The organism is Amycolatopsis sp. cmx-11-12 (assembly GCF_046269425.1).
Lineage (GTDB): Bacteria > Actinomycetota > Actinomycetes > Mycobacteriales > Pseudonocardiaceae > Amycolatopsis.
This window is the reverse complement of the sequence record NZ_JADNQM010000021.1, coordinates 43,622-62,632: the sequence shown is the minus strand read 5'-3', so window position 1 is coordinate 62,632 and position 19,011 is coordinate 43,622. Positions and strand designations below refer to the sequence as shown.

General features: G+C 69.1%; 16 protein-coding genes. 11 read left to right on the top strand and 5 right to left on the bottom strand.

The window, feature by feature from the left end; translation table 11 throughout:
• Positions 1-126 precede the first annotated feature (126 nt).
• From ACLARN_RS26415 to ACLARN_RS26395, 5 genes are all read left to right on the top strand, one after another.
• The gene (locus tag ACLARN_RS26415; RefSeq protein ID WP_409494149.1) at positions 127-3,441 is read left to right on the top strand and encodes a DUF885 domain-containing protein; all 3,315 of its coding nucleotides are present in this window, start codon (positions 127-129) and stop codon (positions 3,439-3,441) included.
• Positions 3,442-3,480: 39 nt separating this feature from the next.
• Positions 3,481-4,269, top strand: coding sequence for a class I SAM-dependent methyltransferase (locus ACLARN_RS26410; protein WP_409494148.1), 789 nt, complete (start codon positions 3,481-3,483; stop codon positions 4,267-4,269).
• 32 nt (positions 4,270-4,301) lie between these two features.
• On the top strand, positions 4,302-5,342 hold the full coding sequence (locus ACLARN_RS26405; RefSeq protein WP_409494147.1) for an LLM class F420-dependent oxidoreductase: 1,041 nt from the start codon (positions 4,302-4,304) through the stop codon (positions 5,340-5,342).
• A 208-nt stretch (positions 5,343-5,550) separates the two neighbouring features.
• Entirely contained in the window at positions 5,551-6,507 is a 957-nt protein-coding gene (locus ACLARN_RS26400; RefSeq protein WP_409494146.1) for a Ppx/GppA phosphatase family protein, read from the top strand.
• Positions 6,508-6,559: 52 nt separating this feature from the next.
• Positions 6,560-6,739 (top strand): hypothetical protein, encoded by a 180-nt coding sequence (locus tag ACLARN_RS26395; protein ID WP_409494145.1) that lies wholly within the window; start codon positions 6,560-6,562, stop codon positions 6,737-6,739.
• Between the two features lie 4 nt (positions 6,740-6,743).
• Here the strand turns inward: ACLARN_RS26395 and ACLARN_RS26390 are convergent, their stop codons facing one another.
• Genes ACLARN_RS26390 through ACLARN_RS26380 form a run of 3 tightly spaced genes read right to left on the bottom strand, consistent with a single transcriptional unit; the run spans position 6,744 to position 10,437 of the window.
• Positions 6,744-9,104 (bottom strand): glycoside hydrolase family 65 protein, encoded by a 2,361-nt coding sequence (locus ACLARN_RS26390; protein ID WP_409494144.1) that lies wholly within the window; start codon positions 9,102-9,104, stop codon positions 6,744-6,746.
• Positions 9,101-9,835: an HAD family hydrolase gene (locus ACLARN_RS26385; protein ID WP_409494143.1), complete on the bottom strand. Its 735-nt coding sequence runs from the start codon at positions 9,833-9,835 to the stop codon at positions 9,101-9,103. Before ACLARN_RS26385 ends, ACLARN_RS26390 begins: the two co-directional genes overlap by 4 nt.
• Positions 9,836-9,879: 44 nt before the next feature.
• On the bottom strand, positions 9,880-10,437 hold the full coding sequence (locus tag ACLARN_RS26380; RefSeq protein WP_409494142.1) for a TetR/AcrR family transcriptional regulator: 558 nt from the start codon (positions 10,435-10,437) through the stop codon (positions 9,880-9,882).
• Between the two features lie 71 nt (positions 10,438-10,508).
• Between ACLARN_RS26380 and ACLARN_RS26375 the strand changes: the two genes are divergently transcribed.
• Complete coding sequence (locus ACLARN_RS26375; RefSeq protein WP_409494141.1) at positions 10,509-11,015, top strand: PaaI family thioesterase; 507 nt, start codon at positions 10,509-10,511, stop codon at positions 11,013-11,015.
• Between the two features lie 5 nt (positions 11,016-11,020).
• Here the strand turns inward: ACLARN_RS26375 and ACLARN_RS26370 are convergent, their stop codons facing one another.
• Together ACLARN_RS26370 and ACLARN_RS26365 are read right to left on the bottom strand one after the other, a co-directional pair.
• Entirely contained in the window at positions 11,021-12,223 is a 1,203-nt protein-coding gene (locus ACLARN_RS26370) for an ROK family protein (RefSeq protein WP_409494140.1), read from the bottom strand.
• A 209-nt stretch (positions 12,224-12,432) separates the two neighbouring features.
• Complete coding sequence (locus tag ACLARN_RS26365) at positions 12,433-13,161, bottom strand: zf-HC2 domain-containing protein (RefSeq protein WP_409494139.1); 729 nt, start codon at positions 13,159-13,161, stop codon at positions 12,433-12,435.
• Positions 13,162-13,219: 58 nt separating this feature from the next.
• Here ACLARN_RS26365 and sigC point away from each other — a divergent pair, with 58 nt between their 5' ends.
• From sigC to ACLARN_RS26340, 5 genes are all read left to right on the top strand, one after another.
• Complete coding sequence (gene sigC / locus ACLARN_RS26360; protein ID WP_409494138.1) at positions 13,220-13,789, top strand: RNA polymerase sigma factor SigC; 570 nt, start codon at positions 13,220-13,222, stop codon at positions 13,787-13,789.
• A 181-nt stretch (positions 13,790-13,970) separates the two neighbouring features.
• On the top strand, positions 13,971-16,211 hold the full coding sequence (locus ACLARN_RS26355) for a molybdopterin cofactor-binding domain-containing protein (RefSeq protein WP_409494137.1): 2,241 nt from the start codon (positions 13,971-13,973) through the stop codon (positions 16,209-16,211).
• A 26-nt stretch (positions 16,212-16,237) separates the two neighbouring features.
• Positions 16,238-16,693 (top strand): (2Fe-2S)-binding protein, encoded by a 456-nt coding sequence (locus tag ACLARN_RS26350; protein ID WP_409494136.1) that lies wholly within the window; start codon positions 16,238-16,240, stop codon positions 16,691-16,693.
• Positions 16,694-16,834: 141 nt separating this feature from the next.
• A complete protein-coding gene (locus tag ACLARN_RS26345; protein WP_409494135.1) occupies positions 16,835-18,076 on the top strand; it encodes a PucR family transcriptional regulator in 1,242 nt (413 codons plus the stop codon).
• Between the two features lie 9 nt (positions 18,077-18,085).
• A complete protein-coding gene (locus ACLARN_RS26340; RefSeq protein ID WP_409494134.1) occupies positions 18,086-18,898 on the top strand; it encodes an aldo/keto reductase in 813 nt (270 codons plus the stop codon).
• Positions 18,899-19,011 lie beyond the last annotated feature (113 nt).

The window sequence follows — 19,011 nt, the reverse complement described above, 5'->3', positions numbered from 1 at the left end:
AACGCTACCGTCTCGGCCCCGGCGCCGCGGGAGAGGCCGTCCGGGTGCCGCAAAACCCGGCTTCGGTAGGTCGTGCTCTCCATTAGGGTCGGGGATACCGCCTCCGCCGATCACTGGGGAAGAAACATGAGCGAAGTCTCCGCCCTCGCCGACGAGTTCGTCGAAGCCCTCTTCGACTTCGAGCCGGTCACGCCCGCTTTGCAGGGCTTTCGTCCGGAATCGACCGGGCTCACCGATCTCAGCGAGGCCGCGGGAGACGCCTTCCGCGTGAAGCTGTCCGGTTTCGCCGAGCGGGCCGAGGCCATCGGCACCGACGGTTTGAGCGCGGAGGAGAAGACCACCCGTGACGTCCTGATCGCGATAGCGCGGGCGAGGATCGCGCTGCTGGACTCGCGGTTCGTCGAGTTCACCGTCAGCGACCTGTTCATCTCGCCCGCCGCCGAGGTGCTCACCGTGCTGCCGATGATGTCGGTCGGCACGGGCGCGCAGGCGGAGGCGCATCTCGGGCGGATCGCCGCCATCCCCGAGTACCTGCGGCAGGCCGCCCAGCGCCATCGTGACGGTGTCGCCCGCGGCCTGGTCCCGGTCGCCTACCTGGTCGACGCCACTGTCGCGTACCTCGACCGGCACCTCGCCGAGCCGTCGGCCGACCCGCTGCTGCGCCAGCCCGCGCCCGACGACGACTTCGAGACCCGCCGCGCCGCCTTGCTGACCGACGTCGTCCGGCCGGCGATCGCCGAGTACCGCGAGGTGCTCGCGAAGGAGATCGCGCCGCACGGCCGTCCCGAGGACAAGCCCGGCGTCTGCTGGCTGCCCGACGGCGAGCGCATCTACGCCCTGCTCGCCGAGATGCACACCACGACCGTCCGCACCCCGCGTGAGCTGCACCAGACCGGGCTCGACGTGATCGCGAACCTCGCCGCCGAGTACCGCGAACACGGCTCCCGCGTGTTCGGCACCACCGACCTCGCCGAGATCTTCACCAAACTCCGCACCGACCCGGACCTGCGCTGGTCGAGCGCCGACGAAATGCTCGACTCCGCCCGTGCGGCCATCACCAGGGCCGAAGCCGAGGCGCCGAAGTGGTTCGGCCGGATCCCGCCGCAGCCGTGGAAGGTCGAGGCGGTTCCCGCCGAATCCGCGCCGGGGGCGCCCGCCGCGTACTACATGTGGCCCGCGGTCGACGGTTCCCGGCCGGGGATCTACTTCGCCAACACCCACAAGGCGGAGGAGCGGTTCCGGCACGCGGCCGAGGCGACGGCGTTCCACGAGGCCATCCCCGGTCACCACTTCCAGTTGAGCCTCGCGCAGGGACTCACCGAGCTTCCGGTGCTGCGCCGCATCGGCGACTTCACCGCGTACGCCGAGGGCTGGGGTCTCTACACCGAGCGCCTCGCCGACGAGATGGGGCTGTACTCCGACGACGTCGCGAAACTCGGCATGCTGACGATGGATTCGATGCGCGCCGGACGGTTGGTCGTCGACACCGGGCTCCACGCGCTGGGCTGGAGCCGCCGCCAGGCCATCGACTTCCTCACCGAGAACACGCCGATGGCGCTGGTCGAGATCGAGTCCGAAGTGGACCGTTACATCGCCTTCCCCGGCCAGGCGCTGTCGTACATGGTGGGACGACTGGAGATCCAGCGCATCCGCGAAAAGGCGGAGCTGACACTGGGCGGCCGGTTCGACATCAAGGCCTTCCACGACGTCGTGCTCGGCGGGGGATCGCTGCCGCTTTCGGTGCTGGACGGCGTGGTCCGCGACTGGGTCGCCGGTCACGGCGACACCCCGAACAGCCTCGCCGACGAGCTGATGGAGCTCAAGTTCGAGGAATTCCCGCTGTGGCGGTCCTTGCTCGGGCTGCCCGGTCACGACGGCTCACTGCCCGACCCGAGCACCGAGGCCGTGGCGGCCCAGCGCGCGTCGGCGGCCGCCATCGCCGAGCGGGCCGAAGCCCTCGCCGTCGAAGGACTTTCCGCGACCGAGGCGGTCACCCGCGAGGTCGTGATCCAGCAGGCGAAGGCGATGATCGACGTCGCCGACTCCCGCTTCGCGGACATCTCGGTCAGCGACGGGCTGGCCTCGCCCGCGTTGTCAGTCCTCAACGAACTCGCGATGCTGGCGCTGACCGACGAGGAACGGGTCCGGGGTTATCTCGAACGGCTGGAAGGACTCGGGTCCTATTTGGACGCGTTGATCGTGCGCCAGCGCGCGGCGGCGGCCGAAGGACTGGTGCCGCCCGGCTTCCTCGTTGAGAGCGGTGTCGCTTACGTGGAGCGGTATCTCGGTGACGAGGCGGGTGACCCGCTGGCGCTCACCGCGTCCGTTTCCGTGGAGGGCTACGAAACCGAGCGCGACCGGCTGCTCGCCGAGGTGGTCCGGCCCGCGTACCGGCGGTACCGCGACTTCCTCGCCACCGAGCTGCGTCCCCTCGCGAAGCCCGAGGAGGAGCCGGGACTGTGCGCGCTGCCGGGCGGGCAGGAGAAGTACGCCGCGCTGATCCGGGCGCACACCTCCACCGAACGTACCGCGCAGGACCTGCACGACACCGGCCTCGACATGATCGCGAAACTGGCCGACCAGTATCGCGAGCTGGGTGAGAAGATCTTCGGCACCAAGGATCTCGGCGAGATCTTCGAGCGGCTCCGTACCGACCCGGCCCTGCGCTGGCGAGACGGCGACGAACTGCTCGACGCCGCGCGTGCCGCCATCGCCCGTGCCGAAGCCGTCGCACCCCAGTGGTTCTCGACCATTCCCGAGGAAAAGTGCCAGGTGGAGCCGGTGCCGCCCGCGGAGGCGCCGGGCGGCACGCTCGCGTACTACCTGGAGGCCGCGCTCGACGGCTCCCGTCCGGGCACGTACTACGCGAACACCTACGAAGCGGATCAGCGACCCAAGCACACCAGCGAGGCGATCGCGTTCCACGAAGCCGTTCCGGGGCACCATTTCCAGATCTGCATCGCGCACCACCTCAAGGGGCTGCCGATGCTGCGGAGCCACGCCGACGTCAACGCCTACGTCGAAGGCTGGGGTCTCTACTCGGAGCGGCTCGCCGACGAGATGGGCCTGTACTCCAGCGAGCTGACCCGTTTCGGCATGCTCACGCAGGACTCGATGCGGGCCGGCCGCCTGGTCGTCGACACCGGGATGCACGCGCTCGGGTGGAGCCGTCAGCGGGCGGTGGACTACCTGGTCGAGAACACGCCGATGGCGCGCGTGGAGATCGAGGCCGAGATCGACCGGTACGCCGCGTATCCGGGCCAGGCGCTGTCGTACATGGTGGGCAGGCTGGAGATCGAGCGGATCCGTGCCGAGGCCGAGGCCGCGCTCGGCGACCGGTTCGACATCAAGGGCTTCCACGAGGTCGTGCTGAGCAACGGGATCCTGCCGCTGCGGGTGCTGGACGACGTCGTCAAGGAGTGGGTGTCCGCACACAAATAGCGGTATCTCGGCGCCGGAGGCCGTAAATACCCTCGCCCGATGGTGACCACAGCGCAGGCGAAGGCGAAGTACGACCAGCTCGTGGACCGCTACGAGGACATCTTCTTCTACGTCGCCGACGTGGGGAAGGACCTCGTCGCCTTCGCGGACCCGGCCCCCGGCGTCCGAGTACTGGACGTCGGGGCCGGACGCGGGGCGGTCGCGCGGGCGGCGCTCGCCAAGGGCTGTGCCGTCACCGCCATCGACGCGTCACCGCTGATGATGCGGCGGCTGGCCGAAGAACACCCCGAGATCTCCGCGAGCGAGGGAGACCTCTATCGGATGGAGTTCGCGGACGGGTCGTTCGATCTGGTCACCGCCGGTTTCGTGATGCAGGTGCTCGACGACCCGCTGGCCGCGCTGACCGAATTCCGGCGGGTACTGGCGCCGGGCGGCACGGTCGCGTTGTCCCTCGAACGGCAGTCAGTCGGCCGCTTGGCCTGGTTCCAGGACCTGAGCCTGGAGTTCTTCGCTCCCGGCGGGGCCGCCGAGCCGAAGGCCGCGCAGCCCGGTCCGATGACGTTCGACCAGCTCGACGCCCTGCTCGTCGAGGCCGGGTTCGAAGACCTGACGAGGGAAACCGTCGAGCTGCCCAAACCGCTGGCCGGCCCGGACGCCCTGTTGGACTGGATGATGCCGCGGGGCCTGGCCGAGATGATCTCGGCGCTGCCGCCTGAACGCGGTGAGGAGTTCCGCCGCCGGTTCCTCGAGGGTGCGCGGCGGATGCACGACGACGGCGGCATCGTCCTCGAGTTCGCGGCGACCCTGCACCGGGCATACTATCGCTAAGCGAACGCTCAGTAACTTGTGAGGAGATGCGGATGAGGATCGGGACCGCGATCAACTACGCCGGTGGCTTCGCCGAGAGCGTGGCGGACATCGTCGAGCTGGAGAAGGCCGGGCTGGACATCGTCTTCGTCCCCGAGGCCTACTCGTTCGACGCGGTCAGCCAGCTCGGCTACGTCGCGGCGAAGACCGAGCGGGTCCAGATCGCCTCCGGCATCTTCCAGATCTACACGCGGACGCCGACGCTGACCGCGATGACCGCCGCCGGGCTCGACTTCGTCTCCGACGGCCGGTTCACCCTCGGCATCGGCGCGTCCGGTCCGCAGGTCATCGAGGGTTTCCACGGGGTGAAGTACGACGCGCCGCTCGGCAGGACCCGCGAGATCATCGACATCTGCCGTCAGGTGTGGCGGCGGGAGAAGGTCGTGCACTCCGGCACGCACTACACCATCCCGCTGCCGCCGGAGCAGGGCACGGGCCTCGGCAAGCCGCTGAAGCTGATCAACCATCCGGTGCGTGAGCGCATCCCGATCCTGCTGGCCTCGATCGGCCCGAAGAACGTCGCGCTCACCGCCGAACTCGCCGAGGGCTGGGAGCCGATCTTCTTCCACCCCGAGAAGGCCGCCGAGGTCTGGGGCGCTTCGCTGGCCGAGGGCAAGGCGAAGCGCGACCCGTCGCTGGGCGAGCTGGACACCTTCGTCGGAACCGCGCTGGCGATCGGCGACGACGTCGACGGGCTGCTGGACCACCTGCGCGGCATGCTGGCGCTGTACATCGGTGGCATGGGCGCCCGTGGCAAGAACTTCTACAACAGTCTCGCGCAGCGTTACGGCTATGAGGCCGAAGCCAAGCTCATCCAGGACCTGTACCTGGACGGCAAGAAGGACGAGGCCGCCGCAGCGGTGCCGAAGGACCTGATCAGGGCGATCTCGCTGATCGGACCCGAGGGCTACGTCAAGGAACGGCTGGCCGCTTTCCGTGAGGCCGGCGCCACCACGCTGGTGGTCAATCCGCTGCTGCCGGGGCGCGAAGCCAGGGTCGCGCAGGTCTCGAAGTTGCGCGAACTGGTCGACTAGTTCGTTCGAAGGACACGACGCTCGGAGGAGTCAAACCTCTCACCTGTATCGTTACGGTATCCTCCACCTGCACCGATGTGGTCAAAAAGCGGCATTTCGGTGGAAAAAGAACGTAAAGCACACCTGAACGGCAAGGAAATCGGCCATTATCAGGAGTGAAACGGGAATCTCGGGGGAATACGTTCGCGACGAAGGTGAGGTGCCTCGCGTGCGCAAGCAGATCGAGGAACCGTCCGCCGCGGTCCTGGACGTCGGGTCGTTCAGTGCGCGGCTGGTGGTTCTGGCCAAGGGCGGTTCACCGCTCGACCCCGCGCTGAGCCACCAGACGCGCCTGCGGCTGGACCGGGAACTCGATGAGGAAGGGAACCTGAGCCGTCGCGGCATCGACGCGGTCTCCTGCGCCGTCGAGGCCGGAATGACGACAGCGGCCAAGCACGGCGTCGAGAATGTGTATCCGCTCGCGACCTCATCGATCCGCGACGCGGCCAACGTGAAGCAGGTCGTCTGCGACGTCGCGAAGGCCACCGGAGTCACCCTTCGGTTCCTCACCGGCCGCCGCGAGGCGGAACTGGCCTACGTCGGCGCACGCCGGTGGTACGGCGCTTCCGCGGGCGCGCTGCTGGTGCTCGACATCGGGGGCGGGACCGTCGAACTCGCCGCGGGCGACGCCGAGGAAGCCGCCTTCGCGCACTCGCTGCCGCTGGGTGCCCGGTCGCTCACGCGGGACTGGTTCGCCACCGAATGCCCGTCGCCCAAGGCCGTGCGGGCCATGCGTGACCACGTCCTCGACGAGGTCCGCGACGCGATGCAGGACGTGCTGCCGGAGATCCGCGATCACCGCGCCGTCGGCTGCTCCAAGGTGCTGCGGCAACTCGCCCGGCTCGCCGGCGACAGACCGTCCCGCGCACGGGAACTGCACCTCGAAGACCTCCGCGCGTGGATCCCGCGGCTCGCGAAACTGCCGGCGAAACGCCGCGCCGAACTGCCGGGCATCTCGCGGCAACGCTCCCACCAGGCGCTCGCGGGCGCGATCGTCGCCGAGGCGCTGCTGACGCTTTCCGGCGGCCAGGTCGCCATCTGCCCGTGGTCCACCAGGGACGGCCTGCTGCTCGGCCTGCTCGACGGCCTGGTCACCCTCGACGGGAAACCGGCGAAAGCCGCCTGACAAATCCACCTAAAACCTGGCGTATCCGGTCGAGAGCGGGTACCCCGGACACATGAGGGAAAGCAAGAAGAGCTTCGGACAGGACGACGACGAAGACCTCGAAGACCTCCGCAAGACCCAGCCGAAGACCGACGTGCCGAGCGCGCCCAACCGCGACATCGGCCCGCACGGCACCGAGGAGGTCGACGACGTGCCGGGCAGCGGCGAAGTGCCGATCGAACCCCCGGACTGAGTGCTCACACGTCCTTCGGTCGCCTCCGTACCGGTGCGCGGCCGGCGGGCTGCACCGGCGCCGGCCCCGGATCGAGCGCCGGGATCGGCAGCCGCACCGGCTCCGAGTTCACGGTGAACGTCTGGCCGTGGTGCGCCAGCTCGAGCGGCTCCCCGGTGATCACGTGATACGTCGCGCCCCCGCCGTCGATCTCCACCTGGAACCGGGTGCCGCGGAACGTCAGCCGGAACGCGATGCGCTGCAACTGCGGAGGCAGTCGCGGCGCGAAGGTGAGCCGGCCGCCGTAGTCGCGTAGCCCGCCGAATCCCGCGACGGTGCCTTGCCACGCGCCTGCCAGCGAAGCCAGGTGCAGGCCGTTGCGGACGTTGTTGTGCACGTCGTGCAGGTCGGTGAGCGCGGCCTCGGCGAGATAGTCGTAGGCCAGTTCGAGATGCCCGACCTCGGCCGCCACCACGGCCTGCGTTCCCGCCGACAGCGAGGAATCCCGCACCGTCCGCGCCTCGTAGTAGGCGAAGTCGCGCGCCTTTTCCTCCGGGGTGAAGGAATCCCCGCACAGGTGCAGCGCGAGCACCAGGTCCGCCTGCTTGACCACCTGCTTGCGGTACAGGTCGAAGTACGGGAAGTTCAGCAGCAGCGGGTAGAAATCCTCGTCCGTGGCCTCGAAATCCCACTCGTCGTGCTCCAAGAACCCTTCGGACTGCGGGTGGACGCCGAGGTCCTCGTCATACGGCACCAGCATCGCGTCGGCCGCCTTGCGCCACGACTCGACCTCGTCCGCCTGGACGTTGAAAGCGGTCGCGACGTCCGCGTGCTGTCCGCAGATTTCGGCGGCGTAGAACAGGTTCCGGCGTGCCATCAGGTTCGTGTAGACGTTGTTGTCCGCCACCGCGGAGTACTCGTCCGGCCCGGTGACACCGTCGATCCGGAACCGGCCCTGGCGGTCGAAATGGCCGAGTGACAACCACATCCGCGCGGTTTCGAGGAGCAGTTCCGCGCCGCAGGTCCGCATGAACTCACTGTCGCCGGTGGCGTTGAGGTAGCGCACGACGGCGTCGGAGATGTCCGCGCTGACGTGGAACGCCGCCGTGCCCGCCGGCCAGTACGCCGAGCATTCCGCGCCGTTGATGGATCGCCAGGGGAACGCCGCGCCGCGTAAACCCAGCTGTGTTGCCCTTTCCCGGGCTTTGTCCAAAGTGGAGTGACGCCAGCGCAGGGCGTCGCGGGCGGCGTCCGGCATGCTGTAGGTGAGTGCGGGCAGGACGAAGGTCTCGGTGTCCCAGAACGCGTGCCCGTCGTAGCCCGGGCCGGTCAAACCCTTGCCCGCCAAGGCTCTCGCCTCGCCGCGGGCCCCGGCTTGCAGGAGATGGAAGAGTGCGAACCGCACCGCCTGCTGAAGTTCCGGATCGCCGTCGATCTCGATGTCCGACGTCTCCCAGAAGTCGTCGAGGAACGCCTTCTGCTCGGCGAGCAGTCCTTTCCAGCCGGTCTGCCGCGCGCCTGCCAGCGCGGCGTCGACCTGGGCGCGCAAGGCGGGTACCGAGCGTTGCGCGGACCAGCCGTAGGCGAGGAACTTGGTGATCCGCAGCCGTCCGCCCTTCGGCACGTCGACGGCGATGGTGAGTCGCGCCAGGTCCTCTTCGGCCTGGATGTGCGTGCGGACGCCGTCGGTGACGTCGATCTTGTGGTCCATCGCCGCGGCCATCCGCAGTCCGGACTTGCGGGTCTGGTGTACCAGCACGGCGTGATAGGCCTCGGAATGGTGGAACTCCGCGACCAGCGGCGACTCCAGCGCCGCCGCGACCCGCGGATCACGTGTGTCGGACTCGATCGGCTCGTTGGCCAGCAGATCCGACTGCGCCACCAGCTGGAGTTCGTCGTCGAGCGGTTCGACCTCGTACCGGATCGCGGCGACGGCCCGCTGGGTGAAGGAGACCAGGCGTTCGGTCTTCACCCGGACCCGGCGCCCGGTCGGCGAGGACCACACGGTGTCGCGCGCGAGCGTGCCCTTCCGGAAGTCGAGGACGCGGTCGTGGTCGGTTGCCTGGCCGTACCGCATGTCGAGCGGTTCGTCCTCGACCAGCAGCCGGATGATCTTGCCGTCGGTCACGTTGACGACGGTCTGTCCCTCTTCCGGGTAGCCGTAACCGGTTTCCGCGTACGGAAGATCGTGCTGCTCGTAGAACCCGTTCAAGTACGTGCCCGGCAGGCCGCGGGGCTCGGCCTCCTCCAGCGTGCCGCGCAGGCCGATGTGCCCGTTGGACACCGCGAACGCCGATTCGGTGCGTTGCAGGGCGTCGACGTCCATGCCGTGCCAGCGCAGCTCCCATGGTGAGACCTCGTAGCCGCGGAGAAGCGATTCGGTCACTTGCGGTCCTCCAGGAGTTCGGCGAGGTCGTCCACCACGACGTTGGCGCCGTGTTCGAGCAGTTCGCCCGCCTGGTGCGCGCGGTTCACCCCGACGACGTAACCGAAACCGCCGTCTTTCCCGGCTTGGACGCCCGCGAGCGCGTCCTCGAAGACGGCGGCGTTCTCCGGTGCGACACCGAACGCCTCGGCACCGGCGAGGAACGAATCGGGGGCGGGTTTGCCGCGCAGGCCCTTTTCGGCGAGCACGATCCCGTCGATCCGCACTTCGACGAACTTGGTCAGGTCGGCGGCGTCGAGCACCTTCGCGCCGTTGGCCGACGAGGTGACGACGCCGATGCGCAATCCGGCCGCCTTCGCCGCCTCCAGGTACCGCACGGAACCCGGGTACGGGGTGACGCCCTCCTCGTCGATGATCTTCAGGACGAGTTCGTTCTTGCGATTCCCGACGCCATTGACGGTGGCGGCGTCGACGGCGTCGTCCGGCTTGCCCTCGGGCAGTTCGATCCCGCGCGAGGTGAGGAAGGTGCGGACGCCGTCCGCCCTTGGCCTTCCGTCGACGTAGGCCGCGTAGTCGGCGTCGGTGAAGGGAGAGAACGCGTCACCGTCGCGGGTGCGCAGGAATTCGTCGAACGTGCGTTTCCACGCTTCGCGGTGCTGGACCGCGGTTCCGGTCAGCACGCCGTCGAGGTCGAAGAGACAGGCCGTGATGGTGTCGGGCAGACCGATCATGCCTTCGCACGCTACCCGCGCCGGCCGGTGCTCGCTCAGCTTCGTCAGGGAGCGCGGACCACGAGCGCGACGTGCCGCGCGGCCCGTTCGAGCGGTTCCGGCGACCGGCGGACCCGGCTCACCAGCAGTGCGCCTTCGAGGTTGTTCATGATGGCCGTGGCGACGTCTTCGGGATCCTTGACATCGCTGAGCAGTTCGACGAGCAGCACGTGCCAGGCGGCGAACGCTTCCTGGCACGCCTTGGTGATCGCGGGGGAGGCGTGCGCCATCTCCAGCGTGATCGTGGCGAGCGGGCAGCCGCCGCGGTAGTCGTCGGCGGCCAGCGCCTCGGCCGCTTTCCGGTACCACCAGCTCACGGCGTCCTCGACGGTCTCGTTGCGCTCGAAGGCGCGGCGGACCGTCTTCGCCACGACGGCGGTGCCGAGTTCGATCGCGGCGACCGCGAGTTGTTCCTTGCCGCCGGGGAAGTGGTGGTACGCCGAGCCCCACGGGGTCCCGGCCTGCTCGACCAGCCGTCGCCACGAGGTCGCCTGGTAGCCCTCGCGGCGGAAGAGCGTCATCGCGGTCGAGATCATCCGCTCGCGGGTGGTGGTATCGGACACGTCGACAGCATAGCCCTTGACTAGGACGACCGTCTTAGGAAAGCCTAGGACGATCGTCTTAGGAGGCAGTCATGACCGTCGACGTCACCGGCCAGACCCGGCAGAAGACCGTGACCTGGCAGGATCCGCTGCCCACCGCCAAGCTCGGGCTGGAACTGTCCGGGCTGGAGTACCTGACCGGCATCGCCGAAGGGCGGATCCCGCCGCCGCCGATCTCGGCGCATTTCGGTATGCGCTGGGTGAGCGTGGCCGTGGGCGACGTCGTGCTCGCCGCGACGCCGGACGAGTCGCTGTACAACCCGATCGGGACCGTGCACGGCGGTGTCGCGGCGACCCTGCTGGACTCGGCGGTCGGGTGCGCGGTGCACTCGACGCTGCCCGCCGGGGTCGGGTACACCTCGGTGGAGCTGAAGGTGAACTACCTGCGCGCCATTTCCGGCTCGGTGGGGGAGATCCGCGCGCACGGATGGGTCGTGAAGGCCGGTTCGCGCGTCGCGTTCGCCGAGGGCGACATCCGCGACGCGCAGGGCAAGGTGCTCGCGACCGCGTCGAGCACCTGCCTGATCATCAAGCCTTAGAACCTTTAGGCGGCGCCGACCTTCCGTTCGAAGACGAGCCCCTCGGCGGCGCGCAGGCCGACGCTGATCGCTCCGGTCAGCACGCCGTCGTCGCCCAGTTCGCCCTGCACGACCGACGGGACGAGGGGGGTGAAGGAACGCAGGGCGCGGTCGATCGGGTCGAGCAGGAGATCGGCCGCGGTGCCGATACCGCCGCCGAGCACGATCAGTTCGGGGTCGATCACCGCGGCCACCGACGCCACGGTGTAGGCGAGCCTGTCTGCTTCGGCCTCGACGGCGCGCATGGCGAGTTCGTCGCCGTCGCGGGCGAGGCGGAAGACCTCACGTGCCGATTTCGCCGTGCCCAGGCCGAGTTCGCGTGCACCGCGGACCACGGACTGCGCCGCTGTCGCCTCTTCGAGGTGGCCGCGGACCGGCGGCGCGTCTTCGCCGTCGCTCGCCGCGTGCGATTGGCCGTAGGGCAGGTAGCCGATTTCGCCGGCCGCGCCCGTCGCGCCGCGGAAGACCTCGCCGTTGACCATCACGCCCATGCCGACGCCGGTGCCGATGGTGATGCAGCCGAATACGGACGCGCCGCGAGCGGCACCGCGTTCCCATTCGCCGACAGCGGTGAGGTTCGCGTCGTTCTCGACCATGAGATCCGGGCCGAGGACGCCTTCGAGTTCGTCGAGCAGCCCGGCCTTGCCCCAGCCGGGAAGATTCGGCGCGTGCCGGAAGCAGCGCTTGGCCGGGTCCGCGACGCCGGGCGAACCGAGGACGCGCACGACGATGTCGGCCTGGCTCAGTCCCGCTTCGCGTACCGTCGCGGCCGCGAGGGCGCCCACGGCGCTGACGAGCGCGGTGCCCGAACGCGAGGTGTTCCGCTCGTCACGGCGGGCGACCACGGTGTGGCCGAGATCCGAGACGGCGACACGGAGATGTTCGCGTCCGATGTCGACACCGAGGACGTACCCGGCCGTGGGATCCGCTTCGTAGAGGACCGCGGACCGGCCGGTTCCGGTCGAGGTGTGCCCGGTCGCCCTGGCGAGACCCGCCGCTTCGAGCGCCAGTAATGCTTGGCTCACCGTGGGTTTCGAAAGACCGGTGTCCTTGGCGACTTGCGGCCGCGTGGCGGGGCCGCTGCGGCGCAGGAGGTCCAGCACGGCGCGCTGATTGATCTTCCGCATCCCGGCGGGGGTGCCGACGGGCGGACTTTCTGCGCCAACCACGAGCTTCGCCTCCTGTCGAACCAAGGTGTTCCCACCAAAGTTATCCGGGTCCGGCCCGAAAAGGGCAAGAAGGTTTACATTCGGTGGTTCTTGGCGACGATAAACGTGTCCGGGCCGCGAACCGCGCACGCCGCGCGCGAAAATCCGGTGATTCACCCGGTGTCCGGACGCGTGCTCCCAGTGACCGGTAATGGTCTAGACCAGGCGGGTCAAGCGACGTGACGGCTCGCCGGACGCCGGAATCCCCTGTGCTGGCGGGGTCGTTCGGGGGCTTCGCCGGTTTCATGGTCCGATTCCGTGGAGAAGGAATCCGACGTGTCGGCCGTCGTCGCCGGGCTGGGACGATTGCGGAGGCGGTGTTGGCGATTCACCACGAACAGCAGTACCAGGCCGAGGACGACCAGTCCGTGGGTGAGCACACGTCCGGCGGTGACCTGTCCCGTGACGAGGTCGCCCGCCGACAACGCCAGCAGCAGCGCGACGAAACCGGTCAACGCCGGCAGCTGCCCGGATGCCGCCTTCGTGCGGACGGCCGCCCAGCCGAGTCCGACACCGACGGCGAGGTTCCACGCGCTGCTCTCGTGCGAAAGGTGCCCGACCAGGGATTCCGTGCCGTGTCCGGCGGCGTGGTCTTCGACACCCAGCAGCTGGGCGAAGGCGAGAGCGAGCTGCGCGACCGCGACCAGGGCGAGCGCGATCCTGGCCGCCCAGCCCTCGCTCGGCGGGGCGGGGGTGCGCTCCAGGATGACGGCGGTGAGGTCCGGGACCGGGGGAGCGGGCCGGAGCAGCATCGTCCGGTGCAGCCGCTCGGCGCGGGCGAGCCACGACCGGCAGGCGGCACAACCGGCCACATGCCGGTCGATCACCTCGGGCGGGGCGGGTTCGGTTTCGCCGTCGAGCCGGGCCGACAGGGCCTCGCGGCAGGTCTCGCACTTCACGTCTCACTTGTCGGGCGCGGGCCTGCCCCGGTTCCCGGGACGCTGCTACGTTTCTCGTATGGCCGGGCCGCGCAACCACGACGACGAGCGGGTGACCGCGCTCGCACTCGACGCGGCGCGTGGTGACCGGCGCGCACTGGAGGACTGGGTGCGGGCCACCCAGGCCGACGTCTGGCGCTTCGTCGCGCACCTCGCCGACGTCAGCGCCGCCGACGATCTCACCCAGGAGACGTACCTGCGCGCGTTCGGCAGCCTGCGCCGTTTCGCCGGCCGGTCCTCCTCGCGGACCTGGCTCCTGTCGATCGCCCGGCGCGTGGTCGTCGACCGCATCCGGGCGGCTTCGGCGCGCCCGAAGCTGGCCGACGTCGACTGGGAAGCCACCGCCGAGCGTCGCGGCGCTCGACAGGCGGAGGGTGCCGCGGGCTTCGAGGACCTGGTCGAGCTGCGGATGCTGCTCGACGGGCTCGACCCGGAGCGACGCGAGGTCCTCGTCCTCACCCAGGTACTGGGGCTTTCGTACGCCGAGGCCGCCGAGATCTGCGGCTGCCCGGTCGGCACCGTCCGTTCACGTATCGCGCGTGCCCGCGAAGACCTGCTCGAAGCGGGCCGGGAGCGCGACTCCATCTAAGGGCTGCACTGTGGCGCGGCACACATTTGGGCCTCTTCGCTGTCATCTCGTCACACAGATGGGCTGACACGACTACTCCGCGTTGACTAGGCCGAATGCCGATGCCTAGCGTGTCGCCATCCGACCCCAGGCCGCGCGAGGGTCCCCGCCTTCTCCGCGCGCTCTCGAAGGGATCTTCCCGATGGCCAGTCCCACCACTGGAACCCAAGACCAGGACCCCGGCGGCCTCGGCCGCCGCCGGTTCCTGACCTTCCTCGTCGCGGCGCCCACCCTCACGATCGCCACGAAGATCGGTATCGACACCGTCGCGCCCGAAGAGGCCGAAGCCGTCATCCCGACCCTGCCCGGCCCGGCCGAGATCCTCGACCTCGGCGACGTCCTGATCCTTTCGAACGCCCCCACCGCTGGCCTGCTCGTGCTCGAAGTCCGTGAAGACGGCCGCGTGCGGCTGGAACTGCCGCGGACCGAGGTCGGCCAGGGCATCACCACGGCGAACGCGATGCTGGTCGCCGAAGAGATGGACCTGCCGCTCGACCGCGTCGACGTCGTGCTTTCCGACGCCCGCCCGGAACTGCTGTTCAACCAGCTGACCGGCGGCTCCAACACGATGCGTTCGCTGTACACCCCGGTGCGGACCGCGGCGGCCGCCGCCCGCGCCAGGCTGGTCGCGACAGCCGCGCAACAGTGGGGTGCCAAGGCCGACCGGCTGTCCACAAGGGACGGTTCGGTGATCGCACCCGACGGCCGCCGGATGGGGTACGGCGCGCTGTCCAAGCCCGCCGCCCGCGCGGATCTGGGGAAGCTCGCGGTGACCCCGAAGGCCGAGTCCGCGCACAAGCTGGTCGGCACGCCGCAGTCGCGCAAGGACGCCCGCGCGATGGTCACCGGGCAGCTGAAGTACACGCTCGACCTGGACATCCCCGGCGCGAAGCCGGCCATGGTCCGCCGCCCGCCGACGATCAACGGCACGGTCAAGAAGGTCAACAACGAGGCCGCCGTCCGCGCGATGCCGGGAATCATCGACATCGCCGTCATCAAGACCGGGGTCGCGGTGCTGGCCGAGACCTTCGGCCAGGCGCTTGACGGCAAGAACGCCCTCGACGTCACCTGGAACGGTGGCACCGTCGACGGCGAGAACAACGCGACGATCAAGAAGAAGCTGAAGGCCGCGGCGCTGCCGTTCGTCGTGCCGCCGCTGCTGACCCAGTACGTCGACGGTGAATTCGACTTCGCCTTCGCCAGTCACGCGCCGCTGGAGACCAACTCGGCGGTCGCCGACGTCCGCGAGGACAGCGCGACCATCTGGTCCGGCATGAAGGTCCCGATCCTCGCGAAGCAGAACATCGCGGCGGAACTCGGCCTCCCCGCGAACAAGGTCACCGTGCACGTCCAGCAGGCTGGCGGTTCGTTCGGCCGCAGGCTGTTCTCCGATGGCGCGATCGAGGCCGCGCGGATCTCGAAGGCGATGAAGCGGCCGGTGCGGCTGATGTGGAGCCGCATCGACGACATGCGCCACGGCCGCGCCCGCGCCGCGAGCCACCACAAGATCCGCGCGACTTTCGCGCTCGGCCAGGTGCTCACCTTCGAACATCGCGTCGCCAGTGTGGAGACCGACTGGGGTCACGGGCTCGGCGAGGTTCTCACCGCGTTCGCCGCGCAGCTTCCGGTCGGTGGGAACCTGAGCTTCGCGCAGACGGTGTTCCTGCTGACGGTGAAGTCGCCGTACAACTTCGGCGTCACTACGCAGTTGCTCAACGAGGTCCCGCATGCCTTCCACACCGGCGCCTGGCGGTCGGTGTACTCGGCGAGCACGCGCGGCGCGGAAGAGATCATGGTCGACGAGATCGCCGCGAAACTCGGCAAGGACCCCGTCGCGTTCCGGCGCGAGTTCATCAAGAACGAGCGGCAGCGCGCGGTGCTGGACAAGGTCGCCGAACTCGGCGAGTGGGGCAAGAAGATGCCCAAGGGCTTCGCGCAGGGCGTCGCCGTACACGGCGAGTACAAGTCGTACACCGCTTGCCTCGTCGAACTCGACGGCCGCGACCCGAAGAACCCGCGCGTCACCAAGGCGACCATCGCGGTCGACGTCGGCAAGCCGATCAACCCGCGCGGGATCGAGGCGCAGATGCTCGGCGGCCTGACCGACGGCATCTCCACGACGCTGACCGCCGGGCTGCACATCGACAAGGGCCTGCCGCTGGAGGGCAGCTACTCGCAGTTCCACTACGCGCGGCAAAAGAACTCGCCGACGGACGTCAAGGTGTTCGTCATGCCGGAGACAGGCGAGATCGGCGGTGCCGGCGAACTCGGCGTACCCGCCCCGGTCGGTGCCATCGGGAACGCCTACGCGCGGGCCACCGGGATCAAACCGCGCAGCTTCCCGATCAACTTCCCGGTCGACTTCGAGCCCTTCCCCCGCTGACTTTCCTTCCCCGCCAAGGAGTTCCGATGCCCAACTACACCTTCACGGTGAACGGGAAGACCGTCACCGTCGACGCGCCCGCGGATCTGCCCATGCTGTGGGCGCTGCGGGACAAGCTCGGTGTCCGCGGTCCGAAGTACGGCTGCGGGATCAACGTCTGCAAGGCCTGCACCAGTCACCTCGACGGCGAGGCGTTCAACCCGTGCGTGACGCCGGTGTCCGAGTGCTCGGGCAAGGACGTCACCACGATCGAAGGCCTCGCCGACGGCGATGACCTGCACCCGGTGCAGGAGGCCTGGCTGGAGCAGGACGTCGCGCAGTGCGGCTACTGTCAGCCGGGGCAGATCATGGCCGCGGTGGCGTTGCTGAAGAAGACGAAGAACCCGACGGACGCCGAGATCGACGCGATCCAGAACGTCTGCCGGTGCGGTACCTACTTCCGGATCCGCGAGGCCATCAAGAGCGCGGCCGCGAAACTGTGAAAATTCCGCTGGTGCGGTGGAAATCCCGATTTTTCGCCGCACCAGCGGGGTCCTTTGGCTTCGGCAGGCCACTTCCGGAGATGTCGTGTTAGATGACCTCCCCAGGGGCTCGACGAGGAGTCCCTGCCCCGGAGGACGTCCATGCACTATCGAACTGTGCTCCGCGAAGGTTCGGCGGCCGTCGTCGCCGAACTGGCCGTCGAGGTCGAACGGCAACTGCCCGCGCTGATCGAGACCACGGTCGAGCAGATCCGTGCCGAGATGCCGGTGTACCACGACGCGCAGTTCGTGTCCCTCGCCGAACTGCGGACCTCGGTGCGGAACAACCTCGAGTACGTCATGCGGACCCTGCGCGGCACGGAGGAACCCGACCTCGCGCAGGCACGGGCGACCGGGCGCGCACGGGCGTTGCAGGGCGCGCCGCTGCCGGAACTCCTGCGGGCGTACCGGATCGGGCTCACCGAGGTGTGGAACCGGTTCGTCGAACTGACCGCTTCGGGCGAGCACCAGGACCTCCGCGGCCTCGTCGCCGCGACGTCGGCGATCTGGGCACTGGTCGACGACTATGCCGAGGCCTTGACGACGACCTACCGCGACACCACTGCCGAAGTCATGCTGGCGCACCAAAGCCGGCGCTCCGCGTTGGTCGAGGCGTTGTTCGCCGGTGGCGCCGCGACCGAGGGCACGCTGTGGGACATCGCGCGCGTACTGGAACTCTCGCTGGACGGAACCTATGTGGTCGTCGCGGCGGAGACCCCGCGCGTCGGGCACGAACCGTTGCCACAGATAGAAAACCGGCTCCGCGACCGGCATCACGCGTCCGCCTGGCGGCTCACCCCGGACCTTCAGGTCGGCGTCGTGTCGATGCGGGATCCATCGGCGCCGCAGGTGATCATCGAGCTGCTGCGGGAGAACTCGATCGGCCGCATCGGTGTCAGCCCGGTGTTCACCGGCCTCGGGAACACCTCCCGCGCGCTGCACCTGGCGCGGGTCGCGCTCTCCAGCATGACGCCGGGGACGACGGGAATGGTGCAGTTCAACGAATCCCCGCTCGCCGGTCTCGTCGCCAGCGCGCCGGAGGCGTCGGTCCAGCTCGCCCACCACGTACTGCGGCCGATCCTTGACCTGCCCGGCGACGACCGGAACGTGCTGCTGCTGACGTTGCGGGCGTGGTTCGAATGCCAGGGCTCCACGAAACTGACGTCGGAGCGGATGTTCTGCCACCCCAACACGATCCGGCACCGCCTGAAGCGGATCACCGAGGAACTCGGCCGTTCGCTGACCGACCCGGCCGACATCGCCGAACTCGGCGCCGCCTTGCGCGCGCTCCACATGTTCCCGGATACTTCGCATCTGCCTTCGCCGCGGGATCCGCTGCGCTAGGTTCCACCCATGAACGAGTTCGCCATCGGCGGAGACCTGCCCGTACACCGTCTCGGTTTCGGCGCCATGCGCCTGCCGACCGAAGCCGGGCCCGCGCGCGAGGACGCGATCGCGGTCGCCCGGCGGGCGGTCGACCTGGGTATCACGCTGATCGACACCGCGCATCTGTACGGCTGGGGAGCCAACGAGGAATTGCTCGCCGAGGCGCTGTATCCGTACCCGGACGACTTGGTGGTCACCACCAAGGTCGGCGTCGTGCGGATCGGGGACGACTGGAAGTACGACGGGCGGCCGGACTCCCTGCGCGTGCAGGTGGAGGAGGGGCTGCGACGGCTGCGCGTCGAGCGGATCGAGTTGCTGCAACTGCACCGCATCGACCCGGAAACCACGCTGGCCGACCAACTCGGCGCGCTGCGGGACCTGCGTGACGAGGGCAAGATCGGCCGGATCGGGCTGTCCGAGGTCACCGTGGACGAACTCGCGCGGGCGCGGGAGATCGTGGACATCGCGAGTGTGCAGAACCGCTACAGCCTGGTGGATCGGGAGTACGAAGCGGTGCTGAACGCGTGTGAGGCGGCGGGGATCGCTTTCCTGCCTTGGCGTCCGGTGCTCGGCGCCGCGTCGAACGCCACCGCCGAGATCGCCACCGTCGCGGGCGAACTCGGGGTGACGACGGCGCAGGTCGGGCTCGCGTGGCTGCTCGCGCGGTCGCCGGTGATCCTGCCGATCCCAGGGACGGCGAAGATCACGCACCTGGAGGAGAACTTCGCCGCCGCGGAGGTCACACTGACGGCTGAGCAGCTGGAGCGTTTGGGCTCGTGAGGGTAAGGCGAAGGTGGCGTGGGTCGCGGGACCTTCGTGACCGCACCACGCGCATCCGGGCATGTCGCGAAAGCCACTTTCGGGACACCAGATGTCCCGAAAGTGGCTTTCGC

Excerpts from the sequence above, each read along its gene's own strand:
- ACLARN_RS26395 (WP_409494145.1), top strand. The coding sequence starts at position 6,560 with ATGAGGGAAAGCAAGAAGAGCTTCGGACAGGACGACGACGAAGACCTC.
- ACLARN_RS26385 (WP_409494143.1), bottom strand. The coding sequence starts at position 9,835 with ATGATCGGTCTGCCCGACACCATCACGGCCTGTCTCTTCGACCTCGAC.
- ACLARN_RS26340 (WP_409494134.1), top strand. The coding sequence starts at position 18,086 with ATGAACGAGTTCGCCATCGGCGGAGACCTGCCCGTACACCGTCTCGGT.
- ACLARN_RS26375 (WP_409494141.1), top strand. The coding sequence starts at position 10,509 with ATGACCGTCGACGTCACCGGCCAGACCCGGCAGAAGACCGTGACCTGG.
- ACLARN_RS26415 (WP_409494149.1), top strand. The coding sequence starts at position 127 with ATGAGCGAAGTCTCCGCCCTCGCCGACGAGTTCGTCGAAGCCCTCTTC.
- ACLARN_RS26405 (WP_409494147.1), top strand. The coding sequence starts at position 4,302 with ATGAGGATCGGGACCGCGATCAACTACGCCGGTGGCTTCGCCGAGAGC.
- ACLARN_RS26410 (WP_409494148.1), top strand. The coding sequence starts at position 3,481 with ATGGTGACCACAGCGCAGGCGAAGGCGAAGTACGACCAGCTCGTGGAC.
- ACLARN_RS26355 (WP_409494137.1), top strand. The coding sequence starts at position 13,971 with ATGGCCAGTCCCACCACTGGAACCCAAGACCAGGACCCCGGCGGCCTC.
- ACLARN_RS26350 (WP_409494136.1), top strand. The coding sequence starts at position 16,238 with ATGCCCAACTACACCTTCACGGTGAACGGGAAGACCGTCACCGTCGAC.
- ACLARN_RS26345 (WP_409494135.1), top strand. The coding sequence starts at position 16,835 with ATGCACTATCGAACTGTGCTCCGCGAAGGTTCGGCGGCCGTCGTCGCC.
- sigC (WP_409494138.1), top strand. The coding sequence starts at position 13,220 with ATGGCCGGGCCGCGCAACCACGACGACGAGCGGGTGACCGCGCTCGCA.